Raw genomic sequence first — 21660 nt, 5'->3', positions numbered from 1 at the left:
GGCTTTCGCCAGGCGTCTGGTGATCAAGTCCCAGTCATCAAGCTGTTGCTCACAAGGTTCCAGTCATCCAGCCCCTGCTCGTGAAGAAGTCATCAAATCCTCGTGCCGGGAGGCGTTACAGGTCGACCTTGTCCTTGTACTCGCAGAGATCTTCGATGATGCAGCTGCCACAGCGCGGCTTGCGTGCCACGCAGGTGTAGCGGCCATGCAGGATCAGCCAGTGGTGGGCGTCGACCAGAAACTCCTTGGGCACATGGCGCATCAGCTTGTGCTCGACCTCCAGCACGTTCTTGCCCGGGGCGATGCGGGTGCGGTTGGAGACGCGGAAGATGTGCGTGTCCACCGCCATGGTCGGCTGACCGAAGGCGGTGTTGAGCACCACGTTGGCGGTCTTGCGGCCCACGCCGGGCAGCGCTTCCAGCGCCTCGCGGGTCTGCGGCACCTCGCCACCATGCCGTTCGATCAGCATGCGGCAGGTCTTGATGACGTTCTCGGCCTTGGTGTTGAACAGGCCGATCGTCTTGATGTACTCCTTCAGGCTCTCGACGCCCAGCGCAAGAATGCTCACCGGCGTATTGGCGACCGGATACAGCTTCGCCGTGGCCTTGTTGACGCCCACATCCGTCGCCTGCGCCGACAGCAGCACCGCGATCAAAAGCTCGAAGGGCGTTGACCAGGCAAGCTCGGTGCGTGGCTCAGGATTCTCGTTGCGCAGACGGGTGAAGATCTCGAGGCGTTTCTGGGCGTTCATGGTATCTCGGGTACGGCGGTAAGGGCTTGGAAGCGGGCGTCGTCGACACAGGCTGTCAGCCAGCGGGCTGACAGCCTGTGTGAGAGGGGCTCAGGAGATGGTGCCGGTCACGCGCACACGACGCGACACCTTGGGCGCATCGGCGTTGACTGCCTTGCGGCGCTGCTCGAGTCGCTCATCGATGGTCTTCTTGCCCGCGATGATCAGCCCCATGCAGAAGAAGGCGCCCGGTGGCAGCACCAGGAACAGGAAGGAGTAGTCCGGGAAGATCGTCAGCTGCCAATCGGCGGCCATCGGCCCGACGAGCAGTTCCATGCCGGCAAACAGCGTGCCCTGGCCGAACAGCTCACGCATGCCACCCAGCAGCACCAGCACGGCCATGAATCCCAGCCCCATCATCAGGCCATCGGTGGCCGCCGGCAGCACGGGATGCTTGGCGGCGAAGGCATCGGCACGCCCGAGAATCGCGCAGTTGGTGACGATCAGCGGAATGAAGATGCCGAGAATCTGATAGAGCTCATAGGTGTAGGCCTTCATCAGCAGCTCGGCACAGGTCACGAAGGAGGCGATGATCATCACGAAGGCCGGCAGGCGCACTGCAGAAGGCACCAGATTGCGGATCAACGACACCGCCACGTTGGAGCCGATCAACACCAGCAGCGTGGCAAGCCCCAGCCCGATGGCGTTGACGACGCTGGCGGTGACGGCCAGCAGCGGGCACAGGCCCAACAGCTGTACCAGCGCCGGGTTGTTGTCCCACAGGCCGTCGCGGCTGATCTTGCCAAGCGAGATATCACTCATGAGGTTCGTCTCCGCCGTGTTCAGAAGGCGCTGATGGCGTGAGCGTGCCATCAGCGGTGGGAGCTTGCGTGTCCTGCTGGGCCTTGGCAGCGCGGCGGGTCGCGGTCAACGTCTCGCTGTCGCCGGCCAGCAGCGCCGTGCGGTGCGCCATGAAGTAGATCAATGCCTGACGAACGGCACCCACCACGGCGCGCGGGGTGATGGTCGCACCGGTGAACTGGTCGAAATCACCGCCATCCTTGTTCACCTTCCATTCCACCGAGCTGAGCGTCTGGTCATCGAATTCGTGAATCCAGTCGGACTTGCGCGCTTCGATCTTGTCGCCCAGCCCCGGGGTCTCGGCGTGCTTGACGGCGCGCACTCCTGCCACGCTGCCATCGGCACGGATACCGACCAGCAGGCGGATATCGCCGCTGTAACCCTTGCCGGTCACCACCGGCAGCAGCACCGCGACGGTCTCGCCATTCTGGGTGGCGCGCCAGCCGGTATCGGCACTCTCCAGACCCAGCACCTGAGAGGGCGGCAGGGCAAAGGCCGCGTCGAGCAGGTCATTGTCGTGCAGCGACGGCGGGATGATCTCGGCCAGCGCCGCGCTCTGGGCGGCACGCTCGTTGTCGGCGATGGTCTCGGCGGTGGTCATCTGGGTCACGGCGACGACGCCTGCGGTGACGACGGCGAAGACCGCCAGACCCAGCGCGGCCCGCGCGATGGTGTGCTTCAGACCCTGCGCGGCCTGGGCTTGCTGTTCGGGCTGATCAGGCGTCAGGCTCATGCCTTGTCCTCCAGCTTGATGCCGCGACGGGCCTTCTTGTGACCATAGCTGCGTGGCTGAGTGTAGTAATCGATGAACGGCACGCTGAAGTTCATCAGCAGCACCGCGAAGGCGATGGCGTCAGGGTAGGCGCCGAAGGTGCGAATCAGGTAGATCAGCACGCCGATGCCGACGCCGTAATAGAGCTTGCCCTTGTTGGAGGTCGCCGCCGTGACGGGGTCCGTGGCGATGAAGAAAGCGCCGAAGATCGCCGCACCGCACAGCAGGTGGATCAGGGGGCTGGCGTGCTGCTCGCCATCCACGAAGGCGAAGATGGCAGAGATCACCGCCAGGCTGCCCAGCATTGCCACCGGGATATGCCAGGTGATCAGGCGACGCGCCAGCAGCACCAGGCCGCCGAGGCCCCAGGCGATGGCCGTCTGCTGCCAGGCCAGCAGGTTGGCGGCAGGCAGCAGGCTCGGGTCTGCCCAGAACTCGCTGCTGGAAAGCTCGCCCTTGTTGCGGAAGGCATCCAGCGGCGTGGCGCCGGTCAGAGCGTCTGGCGTGGCGATCACGCCGAAGAACTGCTGCAGGCTGTCAGTGAAGCCGAGTGCGAAGCCATCGGGGGATGACCAGCGCGACATCTCGACCGGGAAGGAGATCAGCAGCAGCGCATAGGCGACCATCGCCGGGTTGAACGGATTCTGGCCCAGGCCACCGTAGAGCTGCTTGGCGACCACGATGGCCGCGATCACGCCGGTCAGTACCAGCCACCAGGGTGCCAGCGGCGGCAACGACACCGCCAGCAGCACGCAGGTCACCAGCGCCGAATTGTCCTTGAGGAAGAAGCTGACCGGACGGCCACGCAGCTTGAGCAGCAGCGCCTCGAGGGCGACACCCGCCAGACAGGCAAAGACGAGGTTGAACAGCACACCCCAGCCATAGTGCCAGCACAGCACGGCGATACCCGGCAGCGTCGCGGCCAGCACCCAGGCCATCACGCGCGAGGTGGCGGTTGGCCCGTGGGCATGGGGGGAGCTTGCATGCATCAGGCTCATGAGACGGTCAGATCCTTGCGGTAAATGGGCAATGACACGAGGCGTGCATCAGGATGAGTCGCCATTGGCGCGGTAATTGGGCTTAGGTCACTCATTGGGCGTCCACCAGTGCCTGCACCTCGGCCAATGACTCGCGGGCGTGTTCCAGATTGCGGCGCGTGCGGTCGACCTTGGTCGCCAGGCGCTGACGGTTTTCGTCATCCGTCTCGCTCAAAGCCGCCTCGGCCTTGCGGTGGGCCGCCTCGGCCGCCTTGACCGCGATGCTGACCTGCTTGTGACGCTTGGCAAGGTTCTCGGCGCGTGATGCCTCGATCTCGGCCTGTGAGAGCGTCACGTTGCTGGCCATGCTGCCACGCCCGACTGAACCCGCAGCGGGCTTGGGCGCCTCAGGAATCAATTCTCCCGCGCCCTTGGTGGCAAGCGTCGCGTCAGTGCTGCCAGCTTGCGCGCTGTTGAGGCGCACCTCAGCGGCACGCAGGTTTTCCTGGGCCGTGGCCAGCAGGGTCTGCAGGTCCTCGATATCGCCTTCGCCACTTTCGCTGGCGCGGGCCAGGGCCTTTTCGGCCTTCTTGACCGCGATATTGGCCGCGGCGCGTGCTGTCTTGAGTGCCTTGATATCGGCGCTGGGTGCCGCAGCTGCAGGCGCAGCAGCACCCGCAGAAGAGCCAGCCGCACCTGTATCAGTGGTTTGAGCAGAGCCAGCCGCAGCGCTTGCCACAGGGCCTTTATCAGTACCTTGAGCAGCGCCAGCGGCGTCGGTCGCTGCCTTGAGGTCGCCCTCAGCCTTGGCAAGGCGCGCCTTGGCATCCGTCACGCTGGCCTCGAGGGCGGGGATGTCGCCCTCACCGCTGTCCTGGGCGGTCTTGAGGGCCTTCTCGGCCTTCTTGACCGCGATATTGGCCGCGGCCCGCACCGTCTTGAGCGCCTTGAGGTCGGCTGCCGGGGCAGCCGCGCCTGTCGCGGAAGTGCTGGCCGCCGCAGAGGCAGCTGACTCGCTGGCCTCGCTGGCAGCCTTGAGGTCGGCTTCGGCCTTGGCCAGTCGGGCCTTGGCATCCGTCACGCTGGACTCGAGGGCGGGAATATCGCCTTCACCGCTGTCCTGGGCGGTCTTGAGGGCCTTCTCGGCCTTCTTGACGGCGATATTGGCCGCGGCGCGCGCCGTCTTGAGCGCCTTGAGATCGGCGGCGGGAGTAGCCGCACCGGTTGTCGCAGTGTTGGCTGTCGGAGCGCCGGCAGCCGCCGGGGCAGCTGACTCGCTCGCCTCGCTGGCGGCCTTGAGGGCGCTTTCCGCACTGGCAAGTCGGGTCTTGGCCGCGGTCACGTTGGCGTCAAGCGCCGCAAGATCACTGGCGCTGCTCTCGCCACTGTCCTGAGCCGCCTTGAGCGCCTTCTCGGCCTTCTTGAGGGCGATGTTGGCCGCGGCGCGTGCCGTCTTGAAGGCCTTGAGGTCCGTCGCCGCTGCCGGCGCCGACGGAGCGGCGGCACTCGCTGTGGACGTCGTGTCGGCGGCAGTCGCGGTCTCGGCGCGCGCTGCGGCGGCCTTCTGGGCGGCCTGGGCACGCTGTTGGCGCTTGGCTTCCTTCTCGGCTTCCTCGCGTGCCATGCGCGCCTGCTTAAACTCGAAGCGGTGACGGGCGCGCTCTGACTTGCGCGCCTCGTGCTGGGCGGTACGAATCTCGCCCTTGGCGAAGCGGTAATACTGCACCAGCGGAATCTGGCTGGGGCAGACATAGGAGCAGGCACCGCACTCGATGCAGTCCGCGAGGTTGTAGAGCTCGGCCTTGTCGAACTCGCGAGACTTGGAGAACCAGTAGAGCTGCTGCGGGAGCAGCTCCGCCGGACATGCCTGCTCGCACATGCCACAGCGGATGCAGGGTTGCTCGACAGCGGGGGCCGGCACCGCCTCAGGTGAGGAGGCCAGCAGACAATTGGTGGTCTTGATGATCGGCAGGGCGTCACTCTCGAGGGTGAAGCCCATCATCGGCCCACCCATCACCAGACGGGCGATGCCGCTCGCAGAAGGAGCGGCCAGGCGCAGCAGGTCACCGATGGCGGTGCCCAGGCGGGCCTCGACGTTGTGCGGGTGCTGCAGGGCCTCGCCAGTCAGGGTGACGACCCGCGAGATCATCGGCTCGCCGAAGCACACCGCACGCTGCACCGCGCGCACGGTGCCCGGATTGTGCACCACCACGCCGACATCGGCGGGCAGGCCGCGACTGGGCACTTCGCGATCCGTCAGCAGCTTGATCAGCTGCTTCTCGCCGCCGGAGGGGTACTTGGTCGGCACCACCACGACTTCCAGACGTGAATCCAGCGGCGGCAGGCGCTTGTCGGCACGCCGGGCGCGAATCGCCTGCTCCAGCGCGATGACGGCCTCGGGCTTGTTGTCCTCGATACCGATCAGGATGCACTCGGGGCCGATCAGGCTGGCGAGAATCTCGAGCCCTTCGATCAGCGCTTCCGGGTGGGTGCGCATGGTCAGGTCATCGGCGGTGATGTAAGGCTCGCACTCCGCCGCGTTGAGGATCAGGGTGTCGATGGCGTGGCGCTCACGCACGCGCGCCTTCACCGCCGAGGGGAAGCCCGCGCCGCCCTGGCCGACCACGCCGGCATCCTGCAGGCGCTGGATCAGGTCCTGGGCTTCCTGCTGGCGCCAGTCGCGCCAGGCCTCAAGGCGCGCCCATTCATCGATCTCGCCGTCACGCTCGATCACGATGCACAGATCTTCCAGGCCCGAGACGTGAGGGATCTGACGCGGCTCGATGGCGGTGACCACGCCGGTGATGCTGGCATGCACCGGCGCGGAGATCATGCCCTGGGCGCGAGCGATCAGCTCACCGGTCTTCACGCGCTGGCCGATCTCCACCAGCGGCTGGGCGGGCGCGCCGATATGCTGACTGAGCGGCAGTACCACCTCATGGGGCAGCGGGGCGGCCACCAGCGGGGCGCGATTGGAGAGCGCCTTGTGCTCCGGCGGATGGATACCGCCGTGGAAGTCGAACACGCGCGGCGCGCCCTGACCCTTCTGCGTGTGTTCCGCCTCCGCCGTGGCAGCGGAACGTGAGGAAGTCACCATGGATTTGAGTAACGACAGAACCATCAGGCGACATTCCTTGCAGATGTGGCAGTAGAATCGGCGGCATCGGTCACGATCAGATTGCCGCTGAAGCGGGCATTGTCGCGGGTCGGGCCCGCCGGTTGCGGCCAGTGCCAGCTGCGCACGTCAGTGGCGACCGGCACCATGTCGATGCAGTCCACCGGGCAGGGCTCGACGCACAGGTCGCAGCCGGTGCATTCGTCGGCGATCACGGTATGCATGTGCTTGGCGGCGCCCAGGATGGCGTCCACCGGACAGGCCTGGATGCACTTGGTGCAGCCGATGCATTCGTCTTCGCGAATCACCGCCACCTTGGGGGTGTTGTCGGCATCGCCATCCAGCGGCGTGGCCTCGCGCCCCAGCAGGTCGGCCAGCGAGGCGATGGTGCTCTCGCCACCCGGTGGGCACTTGTTGATCTCGTCCCCCTCGGCGATGGCCTGGGCATAGGGCTTGCAGCCCGGATAGCCGCACTGGCCGCACTGGGTCTGCGGCAGCAGCTGGTCGATCTGCTCGACGATGGGGTCGCCCTCGACCTTGAAGGCCACGGCGGCAAAGCCGAGCAGACCGCCGAAGACGACGGCCATGGCCACCAGTGCGACGATGGCGGAGATCAGCGTATGGTCGTTGAAGAATTCGAGCATGTCAGATCTGCACCAGTCCGGAGAAGCCGAGGAAGGCCAGCGACATCAGGCTGGCGGTGATCATCGCGATGGCCGGACCCTGGAAGGGACGCGGCACATCGGCGACGGCCAGACGCTCGCGCATGGCGGCGAACAGTACCAGTACCAGCGAGAAGCCGACGGCCGCGCCGAAGCCGTAGAGTGTGGCTTCCATGAAGCTGGAATTGCGGTTCAGGGTCAGCAGCGCCACGCCGAGTACCGCGCAGTTGGTGGTGATCAGCGGCAGGAAGATGCCCAGCACCTGATAGAGCAGCGGGCTGGTCTTCTTGACCACCATCTCGGTGAACTGCACCACCACCGCGATCACCATGATGAAGGCGATGGTGCGCAGGTACTCGAGGCCCAGCGGCGCGAGGATGAAGTGATAGGTCAGGTAGGCGCACATCGACGACAACGTGAGCACGAAGGTGGTGGCCAGCGACATGCCCATCGCGGACTCCAGCTTGTTGGAGACACCCATGAAGGGGCACAGGCCGAGGAACTGCACCAGTACGAAATTGTTGACCAGGATGGTGCTGATCAGGATAAGAAGGTATTCACTCATCAGGGGCGTCGCTCGGTCAGGGTGTTTCGAAGGCGCTTCCGTGCTCGCGGCATGCATGAACCGGCACTCGCAGGCGATCAGGGCTGTTGCTGCCGCAAGCTGTCAGGAAGCTGCAGGGCAGGGGATCGTCGAGCGCGGCGGTATTATACGCAAGATGCTGCTGGCCGACAGCCTGTAGCGTGGCAAGCGAGGCGTAGTGTTGCCAGCATGAGACGACCATTGTTTCGCGTTTTGCTTGGTTCTTGAAGTAATAAAGAAGAATTCCTTTATTACTTTTATTGATTATGGCGTGATCAGAGACTTTCACGTCATCCGGGGTGGCACAAGGAGCGGGATATGCGCAGGACAGAAACACGCGGCCGTCGGCTGTTATGGGTCATCATCCTGGTGGTGGCGATGGCGGGCATCTCGCAGCTGACGGGCAATGGCAACTTCTCGCTCTCCCAGCTGTGGAATGACTTCCAGTCGCCGCAGGCCGAGGCGACCCAGGGGGAAGGCGTTTCCTCGGCAGACGAAAGCCGACTCAGGCGCGCCATCAGTGCCCAGCAGAGTGATGTGCAGGTGCGGGGCGTGGGTGAGGTAACGCGTCTGCTCAGGGATGATCTCAAGGGCAGCCGTCATCAGAAGTTCCTGATCCGGGTCGCGGGTGGTACCACCATTCTGGTGGCGCACAATATCGATCTCGCGCCACGCATCGACAGTCTTCAGGTCGGTGATCGCATCGGCTTCTATGGCGAATATGAGTGGACCGACAAGGGCGGCGTGATCCACTGGACGCATCATGATCCCGGTGGCCGCCATGTGGATGGCTGGCTGGAGCATGCCGGTCGCCGTTACGAGTAGCCGTCCCGCCGACCGGATGTGACGCATGAACGACAACGCCCCGCCAGAGAGTCTCTGGCGGGGCGTTGTGCTGAAGAGGCTTCAGTGCAGCATCACTGCATCAAGTGACGCGCTGACCCGGCTTGGCACCGGTGTGTGGCTCCAGCAGGTAGATGCCTTCGTCGTCACCGGCGGCCAGCACCATGCCCTCGGACACGCCGAAGCGCATCTTGCGCGGCGCCAGGTTGGCGACCATGACGGTCAGGCGGCCTTCCAGTGCTTCCGGCGCGTAGGCGGACTTGATGCCGGAGAACACGGTGCGCGTCTCGCCACCGATATCCAGCGTCAGCTTGAGCAGCTTGGCCGCCTTCTCGACGTGCTCCGCCTTGACGATCTTCGCCACGCGCAGGTCGGTCTTCATGAAGGTATCGAAGTCGATCTCGTCGGCGATCGGGTCGGCGTCGAGCGGGCTCGGCGCGGCCGCGGCTTCTGCCTTGGCGGTGCCGTCCTTGATCTTCTGCTCCTCGACCAGCACTTCGCGCGAGGCTTCGAGCATCTTGTCGATGCGCTCCGGCTCGACACGGGTCAGCAGCGGCTTGAACTTGTTGATCGCATGATCGGTCAGCACGCTTTCACGGCTGGCCCAGTCGAGGCTCTCGAGGTTCAGGAAGTCGCGTGCCTTGTCGGTCAGCTCCGGAACCACCGGCGCCAGATAGACCATCAGCTGGCGGAATAGGTTGATGCCCACGGAGCAGACGTCGAGCACTTCCTGCTCGCGGCCGTCTTCCTTGGCCATCGCCCACGGTGCCTTGTCGGCGATGTAGGTGTTGGCTTCATCGGCCAGCTCCATCACCTTGCGCATGGCGCGCGCGAATTCACGGGCCTCGAAGTCCGCCGCGATGCCTTCGCCAGCGGCGATGAAGCGCTCGACCAGCTCCGGCTCGGCGCAGGTCGCGGACAGCTTGCCGTCGCCGAACTTCTTGACGAACCCGGCGCAGCGGCTGGCGATGTTGACCACCTTGCCGACCAGGTCGGAATTCACGCGGGCAGTGAAGTCGTCGAGGTTGAGGTCGAGGTCATCGACGCCGGAGGTCAGCTTGGCGGCGAAGTAATAGCGCAGGTATTCCGGGTTGAGGAACTGCGCGTAGGTGTCGGCCTTGATGAAGGTGCCGCGCGACTTGGACATCTTGGCGCCATTGACGGTCACGAAACCGTGGCAGTTGACGCCGGTCGGGGTGCGCATGCCGGCACCTTCCAGCATCGCCGGCCAGAACAGGGCGTGGAAGTAGACGATGTCCTTGCCGATGAAGTGATAGACCTCGGCGTCGGAGTCGGCCTTCCAGTAGCTGTCGAAGTCGATGCCCTGCTTCTCGCACAGGTTCTGGAAGCTGGCGAGGTAGCCGATCGGCGCGTCCAGCCACACGTAGAAGTACTTGCCCGGCGCGTCGGGAATCTCGAAGCCGAAGTAGGGCGCATCGCGGGAGATGTCCCACTCGGCCAGACCCGCCTCGAACCATTCCTGCAGCTTGTTGGAAATCTGGCTCTGCACGCGGCCGCTCTTGGTCCACTCCTGCAGGAACTCGGCGAAGTTCGGCAGCTTGAAGAAGTAGTGGGTGGACGTGCGCATTTCCGGCGTGGCGCCGGAAATGGCCGAGACCGGATCGATCAGCTCGGCCGGCGTGTAGGCCGCGCCGCAGGCTTCACAGTTGTCGCCGTACTGGTCTTCGGTCTTGCACTTCGGGCAGGTGCCCTTGATGAAGCGGTCGGCGAGGAACAGGCCCTTGACCGGATCGAACATCTGCTCGATATCGCGCGTGGCGATATGGCCGGCATCGCGCAGCGCCAGATAGATGCGCTCGCTGTGGGCGCGGTTCTCCGGTGAGTGGGTGGAGTGATAGTTGTCAAAGCCGACGCCGAACTTGGCGAAGTCGGCCTGGTGCTCGTCACTCACACGCTGGATCAGCTGCTCGGCGGTGACACCTTCCTGCTCGGCACGCAGCATGATAGCGGTGCCGTGGGCGTCATCGGCGCACACGTAATGGCATTCGTGGCCACGGCTTTTCTGGAAGCGTACCCAGATGTCGGTCTGGATGTACTCAAGCAGGTGACCCAGGTGGATCGACCCATTGGCATAGGGCAGGGCACTGGTAACCAGAATCTTGCGCGCTGACATGAGGCCTCGTCTTGACGGTAAAGGGCGCCTGCTGCGCAGTGCGCAGCCACTCGCCGGGATGACTCGTGATAAGGGGCGAACGCATCGCCCCGTCGGGATGGGCGCTACTATATCGCGAAGGTGCGGGCGGCGCGAAGGGCGCGTCGCGTCACCGGCAACGCTGGCGTGCGCAACTGCGAGGTTGCAACCCGTGCCGCTGCCCTCATGAAGGATTCAAGGACACTACATTTTCCGTTCCTGGAGGTCAGCATGCCAGCACAGCTATCCGTCGCCGGTCAGATCAATCGTCTCATCCGCCAGGTGATGATGCCCGGCAGCAACGCCCGTCCCAACGAGGAGCCCGGCCCGGAACTCGCCATGGCCGTGCTGATGTTCGAGGTGGTACGCGCCGATGACCATCTTGATGTGCGCGAACGTGAAGCCCTGGCGCGCCAGCTGGCCGAGCGCTTCTCGCTGGGGGATGAGGAACTTGCCAGCCTGCTGACCCAGGCCGAGCAGGATGCCGAGCAGGCCACGGACCACTATCGCTTCGTCAAGCAACTCAACGAGCACATGAGCCTTGAGGAGCGCAGCGAGCTGATCGGCATGCTCTGGGAGCTGGCCTACGCCGATGGCGAGCTGGACCCGCAGGAAGAGCATCGCATCCGCCGTCTTGCCGGCCTGCTGCATGTCAGCCACAGCGAGTTCATCCGCACCAAGCTGGCGGCACAGCCGGACACCTGATCCGTCAGGCGTCTCGGTATGGACGTCCCTGCCTGGGCGCCCCTCTCCAGACACCGCTATTCAGGCATCCCTAAACACGACGCCCCCGTTGCCAATGGCAGCGGGGGCGTCGTGTTTGGGGCTTCTGGTCGCAGTGTCGTCTGTCATTAATCTGACATCTTTATGTCATCCTTTCGTCATGAATTGTCCTGTAGCCGGGCCATTGATATGGACGGCTCTGCTTGCGTCGTCAATAGTGAAGCGCATGCTCCAGTTGGCACCTTGGGTGCCGCCATGTGAGCAGATCGCGATTCATTTCTGACCAACAAGCGCTCCGTTCGAACACAGACGTACAGACTTGCACGAGTATCGTATGTGCCCGGGTAACACGGATGCCAACAACGATAAGGGAACACGGAAGATGACCATGATGATGTCTCATCAGAACCGGCAAGGACGATGGTGTCGAAAAGGGTGGGCCGTCGTTGCGCTGACGGGAAGCATGAGCTGGATGCCGCTGGCCAATGCGGCAGAGATCAAGAATGTCATTCTGATGATTGGCGATGGCATGGGGCCCCAGCAGGTTGGCATGCTGGAGACATACGCCAATCGTGCGCCGGATTCGATATATCAGGGGCGTTCGACGGCACTCTACCAGCTGGCGAAGGAAGGCGTGGTGGGCGCTTCATTGACTCACCCTGAAGATGCCGTGGTAGTGGATTCGGCCTGTTCAGCGACTCAGCTCTCGACGGGTATCTTCACCGGGGGCGAGGTGATCGGCATAGATTCAGAGGGTAATCGGGTTGAAACCGTCCTCGAGCTTGCCAAACGAGTCGGCAAGGCCACCGGATTGGTGTCCGATACGCGCCTGACCCACGCGACTCCGGCGGCCTTCGCCGCCCACCAGCCGCATCGTTCACTGGAAAATGCCATTGCCGAAGACATGCTCATGACCGGGCCGGATGTCATGCTGTCGGGAGGGTTGCGTCACTTCGTGCCACAGTCCGTCAGTGAGCCGGGGGAAAGCGCGGGCAGTGTCGAGACGCTGATGCAAGGTGCCTGGTCGCCAACCTCCAAGCGCAAGGATGAACGAAATCTGCTCCAGGAAGCTGCAGATCAAGGCTATGGGCTAGCCTTTACGCGTGATCAGATGGCCGCACTCAATGGCACCAAGGTATTGGGGCTATTCGCCAACTCGGGTATGGCGGATGGTATCAGCTATCGAGATAGCCATGATGACCCACAGCGTCAGCAGCCGACCCTGCATGAGATGACCCAGAAAGCACTGTCAATGCTGGAACAGGATGATGATGGTTTCTTTTTGATGGTCGAGGGTGGCCAGATCGACTGGGCCGCGCATTCCAATGATGCGGGCACCATGCTCAATGAACTGATCAAGTTCGATGAGGCCGTGCAAGGTGTCTATGACTGGGCGCGAGAGCGAGACGATACAATCATCCTGGTAACGGCCGACCATGAGACGGGGGCATTCGGCTTCAGTTATTCCAGCGCCAATTTACCGGCAGCGCAGAAGAAATCAGGCCCTGCATTCGCAGATCAGGATTACGCACCCAATTTCAATTTTGGTGACTTCTCGATTCTGGACAGTCTCTATGAGCAGAAGCAGACCTATTACGAGCTGCTCAGTGATTTCGAGGCACTACCGCAAGATGAGCGCACACCGGCGCGCTTGATGGCGGCTGTCAATGGCAATAGTGACTTCCAGATTACCGAAGCCCAGGCAGCTGAAGTACTGGCCAACAAGCCCAACCCCTATCATGTGGATGGACATAGTTACCTCGGGGTCAGCGAGGTGCCGGCAGTTCACGACTTCGACGCCTTCTTCCCCTATAACGATCGCGGCAACCTGCTGGCGCGGGCATTGGCGACACAGCAAAACACCGTCTGGGGGACTGGTACGCACACCCATACGCCAGTCAACGTCTTTGCATGGGGGCCAGCCAACGACATCTTGCCGGTCTCGTCCATCCTGCACCATTCCGAGATAGGGCAGTATCTGAAGACAGTGGTAGCGAAGTAGTCGGACTCGGCCCATTACTGAAGATTGAGTGATGATATGACCCAGAAGGCCCCTGATGAGTGAATCATCAGGGGCCTTCTGGTTTGTCTGTTTCCTGTACGGTCTTTCCGTCACGGTCTTGTACGCGACATGGCGCTGACGTGCGGCATGTCAGGCAACTTGCTGGTGATGGTTCTACCCGTCATGCCCTGGTGAAAGGGTGAGTCAGTTGCGATAGAACAGGTGCTGACCGATGCGCGCGGTGCGCACGAAGCGCTTGGCCCAGTAGGGCGTGGCGTAGCGGGCGTGGAAGTAGAGGGCGCCGTCGGTGACGTCTTCCAGCTGATGGTTGAGTGCCTGACGGGCCACGTCGCGTGCCTCGGCGTAGGCGGCGGGTTCGCGAATGCGGTCGGAGCGACCGTCACACCACCAGGAGAACTGGCAGCTGCCGCTTTCGCCACCCTGCTTGACCACGCCGCACAGGCTATCGGGGAAGCGCGGGTCGGCTGCGCGGTTGATCACCACATTGACGATGCCCTGCATGCCGCTTCTGCCTTCGCCCTTGGCTTCCCAGTAGGCGGCACGCGCCAGGCAGGTCAGCGGGTCATCCACCGGACGCTGGCCGTTGGGGTCGATCGCCTTGGCGCCGGCCTTGCTGAGCAGCAGGTTCTCGGGCACATCACTTTCGCCTTGCACCAGCAGGCTTTCCAGCCGTTCGGCCTTGACGGCTGCCTTGGCCGCGGTGGTCGGTGCGGCAGGCGCGTCCGAGGCGTGCGGCGCGGAGCAGCCCGCGGCCAGCGTCAGGCCGAAGATCAGTACCAGATGGCGAAGCGTGCGTGCACTGCTGATGGCGTAGCGCCGAGTGTGAGTCAGTGGGCGGCGCGATGTGAGGGGTAAACGCATGCAAGATACCTGTGAACGTGGCCTGGGAAGCGCAGCAAGGCGGGATGGCGCGCAGGGTCAATCCGGGTCGACCGCACACCTTCGGTTGGCGAGTCACTGACGGAGACTGAAGCGTTGGCCACCGGCTTCCTCGGTAGCGACAGTCGACGCGCAAGCGCATCAGTTTGCCTGACCCTGACCTTGTATGGCCCAGAGTGAGCTTCAACGCAACTCTGACGCTTTGCCGCGCAAAGGGTTCCGCAAGTGTCACCACGCGGTTGCGTAGCGATGGCGATGGCGCGGGCAGCGCATCGCGCCTGTCAGTGCATGATCAGGCGTGCCAGAGGCAGCCAGATCGCTTGCGCCAGAGGGACGGATGACCAGGCGTAGTGGACCAGATGAGCTGGCGGAGAGCGTCGAAGGACCTGGTAAGGCGCATCAAATGATCTGCTCAAGCGCGCCGCGCCGATTTCTGGCCACGCAGCCTAGCATCTTCAGCGCGTCTCGTCCGTGCCATCCTCGGCGCATGCCGTTATCATGGCGGGCTAGCCTTGATGACCCTGTCAGGCTGTCCCACTTCTTTTTATCTGCGCTTCTGCGTGCTGCTGCTCTGCCTGTTGCCTGCGTCGCTGCCTCGAGAGTCCCCATGACCGAACCCGTCCGTCTTTCCAAGTTTCTGGCCCATCAGCAGGGCATCTCGCGCCGTGAGGCCGAGCATCTCATCGCCAAGGGGGTGGTACGTGTCGCGGGCGAGATCGTGGAAGCGCCTTTCTTCAAGGTCACCGATGAAGAAGTCACCGTCGATGAAGGCGCCAGCATGGAACCCATCGAGCCGCTGACCCTGGTCTGGTATCAGCCGCCGGGCACGCCGCTGCCGGACCCGCTGACCCTGCGTGACGGCGCGCCGCGCAGTGCGCTCGACAACAGCGGTGCCGACTGGCTCAAGGTGCATTTCCTGTCCCAGCAGCCGCTGGCCGAGCTCGGCGAAGATGAATCCGGTCTCGCGGTGTGGTCACAGAACCGTGGCGTGATCCGCAAGCTGGGTGATGACCTCGACCAGCTGGAGCAGGAATACGTCGTCGAGGTGGAAGGGACACTGGATGACGAAGGCCTCAAGCGTATCGGCTTCGCGCTGTGCGCCGACATCCGTGGGCGCAAGCCCAAGGTCAGCATCAGCTGGCAGAGCGACACCCGCCTGCGCATCGCCATGAAGCGGGTGCCGGTGGGCGGTATCCGCGGCGCGGTCGAGGAGCAGGGCCTCAAGGTGATCGAGGTGCGTCGTCTGCGTCTGGGCGCGATTCTGCTCGGTCGCATGGCGCCGGGCGAGTGGCGCTTCCTGCCGGTCGACGTGCGCTTCTGAGACGTGCGCTTCTGATTTGCTCCCAGGGCCATGGCTTCCTGAGGCATGGCTTCCATGGACATGCTTCATCGGCTTGGCCCGTATCGCGGTGGCAGGCATACTGTGCCCATCGTGTTCCACGGCTTTTTTCGCTGACAGTTCAGACGCCTGCGCGCCACATTCATCGCGCCGCGCAGGCCGTCACAGGAGTTTCAAGGTATGGAAGGTATCAAGCACATTGTCGCGGTCGCTTCCGGCAAGGGTGGCGTCGGCAAGTCCACCGTCACCGCCAATCTGGCGCTGGCATTGGCGGCGGAAGGTCTCAAGGTCGGCCTGCTGGACGCCGACATCTATGGTCCGAGTCAGGCGCAGATGTTCGGCGTGCCGACCGGCCAGCGTCCGGAAATGGCCGGTGAGCAGGTCTTCAGCCCCATCGAAGCGCATGGCATCAAGACCATGTCGATGGCCTATCTGGTCGACGTGAAGGACCCGATGGTCTGGCGTGGCCCGATGGTCGCGGGTGCCTTCCAGCAGCTGCTCAACCAGACTGCCTGGGGAGAGCTGGACGTGCTGTTGATCGACATGCCGCCGGGCACCGGTGACATCCAGCTGACCCTGTCACAGAAGGTGCCGGTCTCCGGGGCTGTCATCGTCACCACGCCGCAGGACATCGCGCTGCTGGATGCCCAGAAGGGCATCGAGATGTTCCGCAAGGTCAAGGTGCCGGTGCTGGGCGTGGTCGAGAACATGAGCACGCATACCTGCAGCCAGTGTGGCCACAGTGAAGCGGTCTTCGGTGCCGGTGGCGGTGAGCGCATCGCCGAGGAATACCAGACTCGTCTGCTGGGTCAGCTGCCGCTGACCCTGAGCATTCGCGAGAATGCCGATGGTGGTCGTCCCAGCGTGATCGCGGAGCCGCAAGGGGAGGTGGCCAAGTGTTTCCTCTCCATCGCGCGTCAGGTCATCGAGACCCTGGACACTGCCGAGGCGGACGAAGGCCCGAGCATCAGCTTCAGCTGAGCCTGAGCCGACACGCCGCCGTCGCCTCGTCGCGAGGTTTCCAGCGGCGCAGCGGGCCGGTATTATGCTGGCCCGCGTTTCATGGCGCTCACGCGTCTCTCCCCCATCAGTCAGTCAGGTACGCTCGATGAGCATCAAATCCGACAAGTGGATCCGTCGCATGGCTGAAAGCCACGACATGATCGAACCCTTTGAGCCCGATCAGGTGCGCTTTCACGATGAGCGCCGTGTGATTTCCTACGGCACCTCCAGCTACGGCTACGACGTGCGCTGCTCGGATGAGTTCAAGGTCTTCACCAACATCCATTCGGCGACGGTGGACCCCAAGCACTTCGACGAGAAGAGCTTCGTGGACGTGAAAGGCGATTCCTGCGTGATTCCGCCCAACTCCTTCGCGCTGGCGCGTACCATCGAGTACTTCCGCATTCCGCGTAACGTGCTGACCATCTGCCTGGGCAAGTCCACCTACGCGCGCTGCGGCATCATCGTCAACGTGACGCCGCTGGAGCCGGAGTGGGAAGGGCACGTCACCCTCGAGTTCTCCAACACCACCAACCTGCCGGCGCGCATCTACGCCAACGAAGGCGTGGCGCAGATGCTGTTCCTCGAGTCCGACGAAGTCTGCGAGACCAGCTACAAGGATCGCGGTGGCAAGTATCAGGGCCAGCGTGGCGTGACACTGCCGCGTACCTGAGGCACCGGCACTGTTTCCGCTGCCAGCCGCACCTGTGATTGCCGAAAGCGCCTCCCCCGGGAGGCGCTTTTTCTTTGCGCGAACGCAGGCGAGATCCGTCGCGGATGTGCTGGCTGGTTGCTGCTTGCGAGCCGAAGCATTAGTCGGAAGTTGAACGAAACAATCGATTCAATCACTTGTTTTATTGCCTATGCTTGTCTGCAGGCCACCCCAGAGTGGCTGCAGGACGGATACCTTCCACAAGCAAGGGGCACGCCATGCCATCGCGTTCACATCGCGCTGTATTCCCTCCGGCCAGCGCCAGCGGTCTGGTCCGACGTTTCACTCTGAGCAGTCTCGCGCTCGCCATCAGCACCACGCTGCTGGCGACTCCCGCGCAGGCCTATTCCAATCTCTATCTCTTCGGCGACAGCCTGAGCGATTCCGGCCAGTTCCCCGATACCACCCTGGGTGGCCTCAATAGTCTGCGTTTCACCAACCGCAGCGGCCCGGATTACGAGAACTCGGCCTATGGCAGCGTCTCGACCCAGTTGCTGGCCACGGAACTGGGGCTGGCGGCAGAGCCTTCCACCTCGGTGATCTATCAGCTGGCCGGCTTCAGTGACGGCACCAACTACGCGGTGGGCGGCTATACCACGGCGCAGATTCTGGCCTCGGTGACAGATGAAGACGGCTCCGAGGTGGTCATCCCGCCGGGCAGTACCGGCGCGGGCACGGTGCTCAGGGTCGAGGACGGCTATCTGGTCAGCACCGGCGGCAGTGCCGACCCGGACGCCCTCTATTACGTCAACGGCGGTGGCAACGACTTCCTGCAGGGCGTGATCACCTCGCCGGCCACGGCGGTCGCCTCCGCCGGCAATCTGGCCTCCGCGGTGGAAGCGCTGGCAGCGGCGGGCGCCACCACCATCATGGTCTCCAATCTGCCGGATGTCGGCAGCACCCCGGCCGGCCAGTCGGCGGGCGCGGCGCAGGCGGCGGGGACCTCCGCGCTGGTAGACGTCTTCAATGATGCGCTGGGCGCGCGGCTGGCGGCGCTGGATGGCGAGGTCAACATCATCCGCCTGGATACCGTCGGCATTCTCGAGGAGGTGCTGGCCTCGCCGGCCGAGTTCGGCTTCGCCAGCGACGTGCCGCTGACCCAGGTGTGTTTCTCGGACAGCTGCAACGTCACGCCCTACGGGCTGGGCGGCGCCGCGGAAGATCCCGACAAGCTGCTGTTCAATGATGGCGTGCACCCGACCACCGCCGGCCAGGAGATTCTGGCCGACTACGCCTATGCGATGCTCGCCGCGCCCTCGGTGCTGGGGCTGGCGCCGCAGCTGGGCACGGGCGCGCTCAATGCCAGTCAGCGCAGCCTCGGCGATGAATTGCGCCCCGGCGCGCAGGACAGGCGATCCGGGGAGGGCGTGCGCGTGTTCGCCATCGGCTCGGCCAGTGGTGGCAGCGGTGATGGCGAGACTTCCACCGGCCAGCAGGGCTTTGACAGCGAGCAGCGCGGAGCGGGTGTCGGCGTGATGTTGCCGCTGGACAACGCACTCGGCCAGGCCTGGGGCGGCGTTGCGGTCAGTCAGCGCACTGCGGACTTCGATGTCGATGATGGCAGTGAGCTGGAGCTGGAAGGCCAGGTGTTCAGCCTGTTTGCGCGTCAGCAGCTGGGCAGATTTGGCGTCCAGGCGGTGGCCAGCTACGGCGACTTCGATTACGACCTCGACCGCCATGTCGCACTGGGCCAGTCATCGCGCACCCTGTCCGGTGAGACCGGTGGCGATGGCTTCAGCGCCGAGGCACGACTCGATTATCGCCTCACCGCCGCCGATTCGCTGTGGTACAACGCGCCCTTCGTGGCCTACCGCCATACCGAGTCCGACATCGATGGCTATACCGAAACTGGCTCCGCCGCCAACGCCCTGAGCGTCTCGGATCAGACGCTGCGCGATCGCCGTGTCGAGGCCGGCTTCATGGTCGACCGCGCCATCGCGGAGGGCTTCGGCCTCTACGGTGAGCTGGCCTACGGCAAGCGTCTGGATGATGACGCCGACAGCGCCGAGGTGCGTCTGGCGAGCCTGCCGACCAATGCCTACCGCGCCGAGGAGTTGGATCGCGGCAGCGACAACTACCTGCGTGTCGATGGCGGCTGGCGCATGCAGCTGGGCCGCAATGCCATGCTGCATCTGGGCGCTGGCATCGAGACCTGGGATGAGGTGACGGCGCGCGGGGAGGTGGGGGTGAGTTACACCTTCTGAAAGCGAAAGCCATCGAGAGAGAAGTGAAGCTTGAAAACAGAAGACCCCGCGACATCTGCATGTCGCGGGGTCTTCTGTTTTCAGCTCGCTGTCAGCGCGCCATCAACTTGCTATCAGCTCAGTCGGCCTTGCCAGCAGACTGATCAGTCTTCTTCGCCTTCCGGCAGCTCATCGCTGAGCTCTTCTTCCACATCGGCGTGGGAGAGGCGCAGACCGCCCACCGGCAGGTTGTGGCCGTCGAGCTTGGCCACTTCACCGTCGAGCTTCAGGCGGCCTTCGAGGAACCAGCGCACCGCGATCGGGTAGATCAGGTGCTCACGCGTGTGCACGCGCTCCTTGAGGCTGGCTTCGTCATCGCCTTCCAGCACGTTGGCGACGGCCTGGATCGCGACCGGGCCACCGTCGAGCTCCTCGGTGACGAAGTGCACGCTGGCGCCGTGTTCCTTCTCGCCGGCTTCCAATACCTTGCGATGGGTATCAAGTCCCGGCCAGGCCGGCAGCAGCGACGGGTGAATGTTCATCAGACGCCCGAAGAAGTACTGCACGAACAGCGGCGACAGGATACGCATGAAGCCGGCCAGCACGATGAGGTCCGGTTCATGACGCTCGATCACCTTGATCAGCGCGGCGTCATAATGCTCGCGGGACTCATACTCCTCATGCGGCAGCGCCACGGCATCGACGCCGGCGTCACGTGCACGCACCAGGCCGTAGGCATCGGCCTTGTTGGAGATGACCGCGACCACGTCGCCACCCAGCTCGTCGTGTTCCTGTGCTTCCAGCAGCGCCTGCAGATTGCTGCCGCTGCCGGAAATCAGTACCACGACGCGCGGGCGAACCGGCGCATCGTCCGCCTCGAAACCGTTGCCGAAGCCGCCGAGAGTGTCACCGTTGGAGGCGTTGGTATTCGGTTCGATCATGCGGACAGATTCTCCAGCTGGACCTGCTCTTCCATGCCGTTGCGGGCGCGGATGCTGCCGAGGGTGAAGACGGTCTCGCCCTGGGCTTCCAGGTGAGCGCGCGCGGCGGTGGCGTCGGATTCAGCGACGACCACGACCATGCCGACACCGCAGTTCAGCACGCGGTGCATCTCGTGTTCTTCGACGTTGCCCTGCTGCTGCAGCCAGTCGAAGACGGCCGGACGCTTCCAGCTGGCGACGTCGATCTCGGCGGTGCAGTCTTCCGGCAGCACGCGCGGGATGTTCTCGAGCAGGCCGCCACCGGTGATGTGGGACATGGCGTGCACGGACAGGCCGCTTTCCTTGAGCAGCGACAGCAGCGGTTTGACGTAGATGCGCGTCGGCGCCATCAGGGCGTCAGCCAGCGGCTGGCCGTCGATTTCCTGCTCCAGCAGGGAGGCATCGGCGACTTCGAGAATCTTGCGGATCAGCGAGTAGCCGTTGGAGTGCGGGCCGGAGGAGGCCAGACCCAGAATCACGTCGCCTGCGCCGACCTTCTTGCCGTCGAGGATCTCGGACTTCTCGACCACACCGACGCAGAAGCCGGCCAGGTCGTAGTCGCTGCCTTCGTACATGCCCGGCATTTCAGCGGTTTCGCCGCCGACCAACGCGCAGCCGGACTGCAGGCAGCCTTCGCCGATACCGGTGACGACGTCAGCGGCGATGTCGATGTCGAGCTTGCCGGTGGCGTAGTAATCGAGGAACTGCAGCGGCTCGGCGCCAGCGACCACCAGATCATTGACGCACATGGCGACCAGATCGATGCCGATGGTGTCGTGACGGTTGAGGTCCATGGCCAGGCGCAGCTTGGTGCCCACGCCATCGGTGCCGGTGACCAGCACGGGCTGGCGATAGCCTGCCGGCAGTTCGCACAGGGCGCCGAAGCCACCCAGACCACCCATCACTTCCGGGCGGTGAGTGCGCTTGGCGACACCCTTGATGCGTTCGACGAGGGCGTTGCCTGCATCGATATCGACACCTGCATCCTTGTAGCTCAAGGAAGTCTTGCTGGGCGAGGAGTCCTGGGGGCGTTGCGTCATGTGAGGTTCCTGTCGGTGCGGCCTGGGCGGTGAGACACGATCGATCGCGGGAAAAGAAAGGCGGCCATTGTAGCATTGCGCTTC

The 21660-nt window shown here is 64.0% G+C and carries 18 protein-coding genes; 7 read left to right on the top strand and 11 right to left on the bottom strand.

Features of this window, described 5'->3' with window-relative positions:
* Positions 1 to 115 precede the first annotated feature (115 nt).
* The 7 genes from nth to rsxA all read right to left on the bottom strand — a co-directional run bounded on the left by nth (position 116) and on the right by rsxA (position 7682).
* The gene (gene nth / locus AOG28_RS09645; protein WP_054556282.1) at positions 116 to 751 is read right to left on the bottom strand and encodes an endonuclease III; all 636 of its coding nucleotides are present in this window, start codon (positions 749 to 751) and stop codon (positions 116 to 118) included.
* A 90-nt stretch (positions 752 to 841) separates the two neighbouring features.
* Positions 842 to 1552 (bottom strand): electron transport complex subunit E, encoded by a 711-nt coding sequence (locus AOG28_RS09640; protein ID WP_054556281.1) that lies wholly within the window; start codon positions 1550 to 1552, stop codon positions 842 to 844.
* Positions 1545 to 2324: an electron transport complex subunit RsxG gene (gene rsxG / locus AOG28_RS09635; RefSeq protein WP_082388637.1), complete on the bottom strand. Its 780-nt coding sequence runs from the start codon at positions 2322 to 2324 to the stop codon at positions 1545 to 1547. Before rsxG ends, AOG28_RS09640 begins: the two co-directional genes overlap by 8 nt.
* Entirely contained in the window at positions 2321 to 3361 is a 1041-nt protein-coding gene (rsxD, locus tag AOG28_RS09630; protein ID WP_043334100.1) for an electron transport complex subunit RsxD, read from the bottom strand. The genes rsxG and rsxD overlap by 4 nt, the downstream gene beginning before the upstream one ends.
* A 91-nt stretch (positions 3362 to 3452) precedes the next feature.
* Positions 3453 to 6461, bottom strand: coding sequence for an electron transport complex subunit RsxC (gene rsxC / locus AOG28_RS09625; RefSeq protein WP_152965393.1), 3009 nt, complete (start codon positions 6459 to 6461; stop codon positions 3453 to 3455).
* A complete protein-coding gene (gene rsxB / locus AOG28_RS09620; protein WP_054556280.1) occupies positions 6461 to 7099 on the bottom strand; it encodes an electron transport complex subunit RsxB in 639 nt (212 codons plus the stop codon). The genes rsxC and rsxB overlap by 1 nt, the downstream gene beginning before the upstream one ends.
* 1 nt (position 7100) lies before the next feature.
* Complete coding sequence (gene rsxA, locus AOG28_RS09615) at positions 7101 to 7682, bottom strand: electron transport complex subunit RsxA (RefSeq protein ID WP_043334102.1); 582 nt, start codon at positions 7680 to 7682, stop codon at positions 7101 to 7103.
* A 336-nt stretch (positions 7683 to 8018) separates the two neighbouring features.
* Here rsxA and AOG28_RS09610 point away from each other — a divergent pair, with 336 nt between their 5' ends.
* A complete protein-coding gene (locus AOG28_RS09610) occupies positions 8019 to 8525 on the top strand; it encodes a DUF3465 domain-containing protein (RefSeq protein WP_082388633.1) in 507 nt (168 codons plus the stop codon).
* Between the two features lie 100 nt (positions 8526 to 8625).
* Here the strand turns inward: AOG28_RS09610 and metG are convergent, their stop codons facing one another.
* Positions 8626 to 10677, bottom strand: a complete 2052-nt coding sequence (gene metG / locus AOG28_RS09605) for a methionine--tRNA ligase (RefSeq protein ID WP_054556279.1) — start codon at positions 10675 to 10677, stop codon at positions 8626 to 8628.
* A gap of 249 nt (positions 10678 to 10926) precedes the next feature.
* Between metG and AOG28_RS09600 the strand changes: the two genes are divergently transcribed.
* Together AOG28_RS09600 and AOG28_RS09595 are read left to right on the top strand one after the other, a co-directional pair.
* Complete coding sequence (locus tag AOG28_RS09600) at positions 10927 to 11400, top strand: tellurite resistance TerB family protein (protein WP_052384628.1); 474 nt, start codon at positions 10927 to 10929, stop codon at positions 11398 to 11400.
* 400 nt (positions 11401 to 11800) lie between these two features.
* Positions 11801 to 13420, top strand: coding sequence for an alkaline phosphatase (locus AOG28_RS09595; protein WP_235507008.1), 1620 nt, complete (start codon positions 11801 to 11803; stop codon positions 13418 to 13420).
* 204 nt (positions 13421 to 13624) lie between these two features.
* Here the strand turns inward: AOG28_RS09595 and AOG28_RS09590 are convergent, their stop codons facing one another.
* Positions 13625 to 14302 (bottom strand): cell wall hydrolase, encoded by a 678-nt coding sequence (locus AOG28_RS09590; protein ID WP_082388629.1) that lies wholly within the window; start codon positions 14300 to 14302, stop codon positions 13625 to 13627.
* Positions 14303 to 14927: 625 nt separating this feature from the next.
* Between AOG28_RS09590 and AOG28_RS09585 the strand changes: the two genes are divergently transcribed.
* The 4 genes from AOG28_RS09585 (at position 14928) to AOG28_RS09570 (ending at position 19577) form a co-directional block, all read left to right on the top strand.
* Complete coding sequence (locus AOG28_RS09585; RefSeq protein WP_054556277.1) at positions 14928 to 15641, top strand: RNA pseudouridine synthase; 714 nt, start codon at positions 14928 to 14930, stop codon at positions 15639 to 15641.
* A gap of 198 nt (positions 15642 to 15839) precedes the next feature.
* Positions 15840 to 16640 (top strand): iron-sulfur cluster carrier protein ApbC, encoded by an 801-nt coding sequence (gene apbC, locus AOG28_RS09580; protein WP_082388625.1) that lies wholly within the window; start codon positions 15840 to 15842, stop codon positions 16638 to 16640.
* A gap of 127 nt (positions 16641 to 16767) precedes the next feature.
* Complete coding sequence (gene dcd, locus AOG28_RS09575; protein ID WP_043334107.1) at positions 16768 to 17334, top strand: dCTP deaminase; 567 nt, start codon at positions 16768 to 16770, stop codon at positions 17332 to 17334.
* Positions 17335 to 17591: 257 nt separating this feature from the next.
* Positions 17592 to 19577, top strand: coding sequence for an autotransporter outer membrane beta-barrel domain-containing protein (locus AOG28_RS09570; RefSeq protein WP_054556276.1), 1986 nt, complete (start codon positions 17592 to 17594; stop codon positions 19575 to 19577).
* A 143-nt stretch (positions 19578 to 19720) separates the two neighbouring features.
* Here AOG28_RS09570 and purN read toward each other — a convergent pair whose 3' ends face one another.
* The gene (gene purN, locus AOG28_RS09565) at positions 19721 to 20497 is read right to left on the bottom strand and encodes a phosphoribosylglycinamide formyltransferase (RefSeq protein WP_054556275.1); all 777 of its coding nucleotides are present in this window, start codon (positions 20495 to 20497) and stop codon (positions 19721 to 19723) included.
* The gene (gene purM / locus AOG28_RS09560; RefSeq protein WP_054556274.1) at positions 20494 to 21576 is read right to left on the bottom strand and encodes a phosphoribosylformylglycinamidine cyclo-ligase; all 1083 of its coding nucleotides are present in this window, start codon (positions 21574 to 21576) and stop codon (positions 20494 to 20496) included. Before purM ends, purN begins: the two co-directional genes overlap by 4 nt.
* Positions 21577 to 21660 lie beyond the last annotated feature (84 nt).

The sequence above is a fragment of the Cobetia sp. UCD-24C genome (assembly GCF_001306765.1).
Lineage (GTDB): Bacteria > Pseudomonadota > Gammaproteobacteria > Pseudomonadales > Halomonadaceae > Cobetia > Cobetia amphilecti.
Note: the sequence above shows the minus strand (reverse complement) of the source record. Positions and strands in the feature narration are given on the sequence as shown.

What these genes read in the sequence shown, in the direction of transcription:
- nth (WP_054556282.1), bottom strand. Translation starts at nt 751, where the DNA reads ATGAACGCCCAGAAACGCCTCGAGATCTTCACCCGTCTGCGCAACGAG.
- AOG28_RS09640 (WP_054556281.1), bottom strand. Translation starts at nt 1,552, where the DNA reads ATGAGTGATATCTCGCTTGGCAAGATCAGCCGCGACGGCCTGTGGGAC.
- rsxG (WP_082388637.1), bottom strand. Translation starts at nt 2,324, where the DNA reads ATGAGCCTGACGCCTGATCAGCCCGAACAGCAAGCCCAGGCCGCGCAG.
- rsxD (WP_043334100.1), bottom strand. Translation starts at nt 3,361, where the DNA reads ATGAGCCTGATGCATGCAAGCTCCCCCCATGCCCACGGGCCAACCGCC.
- rsxC (WP_152965393.1), bottom strand. Translation starts at nt 6,461, where the DNA reads ATGGTTCTGTCGTTACTCAAATCCATGGTGACTTCCTCACGTTCCGCT.
- rsxB (WP_054556280.1), bottom strand. Translation starts at nt 7,099, where the DNA reads ATGCTCGAATTCTTCAACGACCATACGCTGATCTCCGCCATCGTCGCA.
- rsxA (WP_043334102.1), bottom strand. Translation starts at nt 7,682, where the DNA reads ATGAGTGAATACCTTCTTATCCTGATCAGCACCATCCTGGTCAACAAT.
- AOG28_RS09610 (WP_082388633.1), top strand. Translation starts at nt 8,019, where the DNA reads ATGCGCAGGACAGAAACACGCGGCCGTCGGCTGTTATGGGTCATCATC.
- metG (WP_054556279.1), bottom strand. Translation starts at nt 10,677, where the DNA reads ATGTCAGCGCGCAAGATTCTGGTTACCAGTGCCCTGCCCTATGCCAAT.
- AOG28_RS09600 (WP_052384628.1), top strand. Translation starts at nt 10,927, where the DNA reads ATGCCAGCACAGCTATCCGTCGCCGGTCAGATCAATCGTCTCATCCGC.
- AOG28_RS09595 (WP_235507008.1), top strand. Translation starts at nt 11,801, where the DNA reads ATGACCATGATGATGTCTCATCAGAACCGGCAAGGACGATGGTGTCGA.
- AOG28_RS09590 (WP_082388629.1), bottom strand. Translation starts at nt 14,302, where the DNA reads ATGCGTTTACCCCTCACATCGCGCCGCCCACTGACTCACACTCGGCGC.
- AOG28_RS09585 (WP_054556277.1), top strand. Translation starts at nt 14,928, where the DNA reads ATGACCGAACCCGTCCGTCTTTCCAAGTTTCTGGCCCATCAGCAGGGC.
- apbC (WP_082388625.1), top strand. Translation starts at nt 15,840, where the DNA reads ATGGAAGGTATCAAGCACATTGTCGCGGTCGCTTCCGGCAAGGGTGGC.
- dcd (WP_043334107.1), top strand. Translation starts at nt 16,768, where the DNA reads ATGAGCATCAAATCCGACAAGTGGATCCGTCGCATGGCTGAAAGCCAC.
- AOG28_RS09570 (WP_054556276.1), top strand. Translation starts at nt 17,592, where the DNA reads ATGCCATCGCGTTCACATCGCGCTGTATTCCCTCCGGCCAGCGCCAGC.
- purN (WP_054556275.1), bottom strand. Translation starts at nt 20,497, where the DNA reads ATGATCGAACCGAATACCAACGCCTCCAACGGTGACACTCTCGGCGGC.
- purM (WP_054556274.1), bottom strand. Translation starts at nt 21,576, where the DNA reads ATGACGCAACGCCCCCAGGACTCCTCGCCCAGCAAGACTTCCTTGAGC.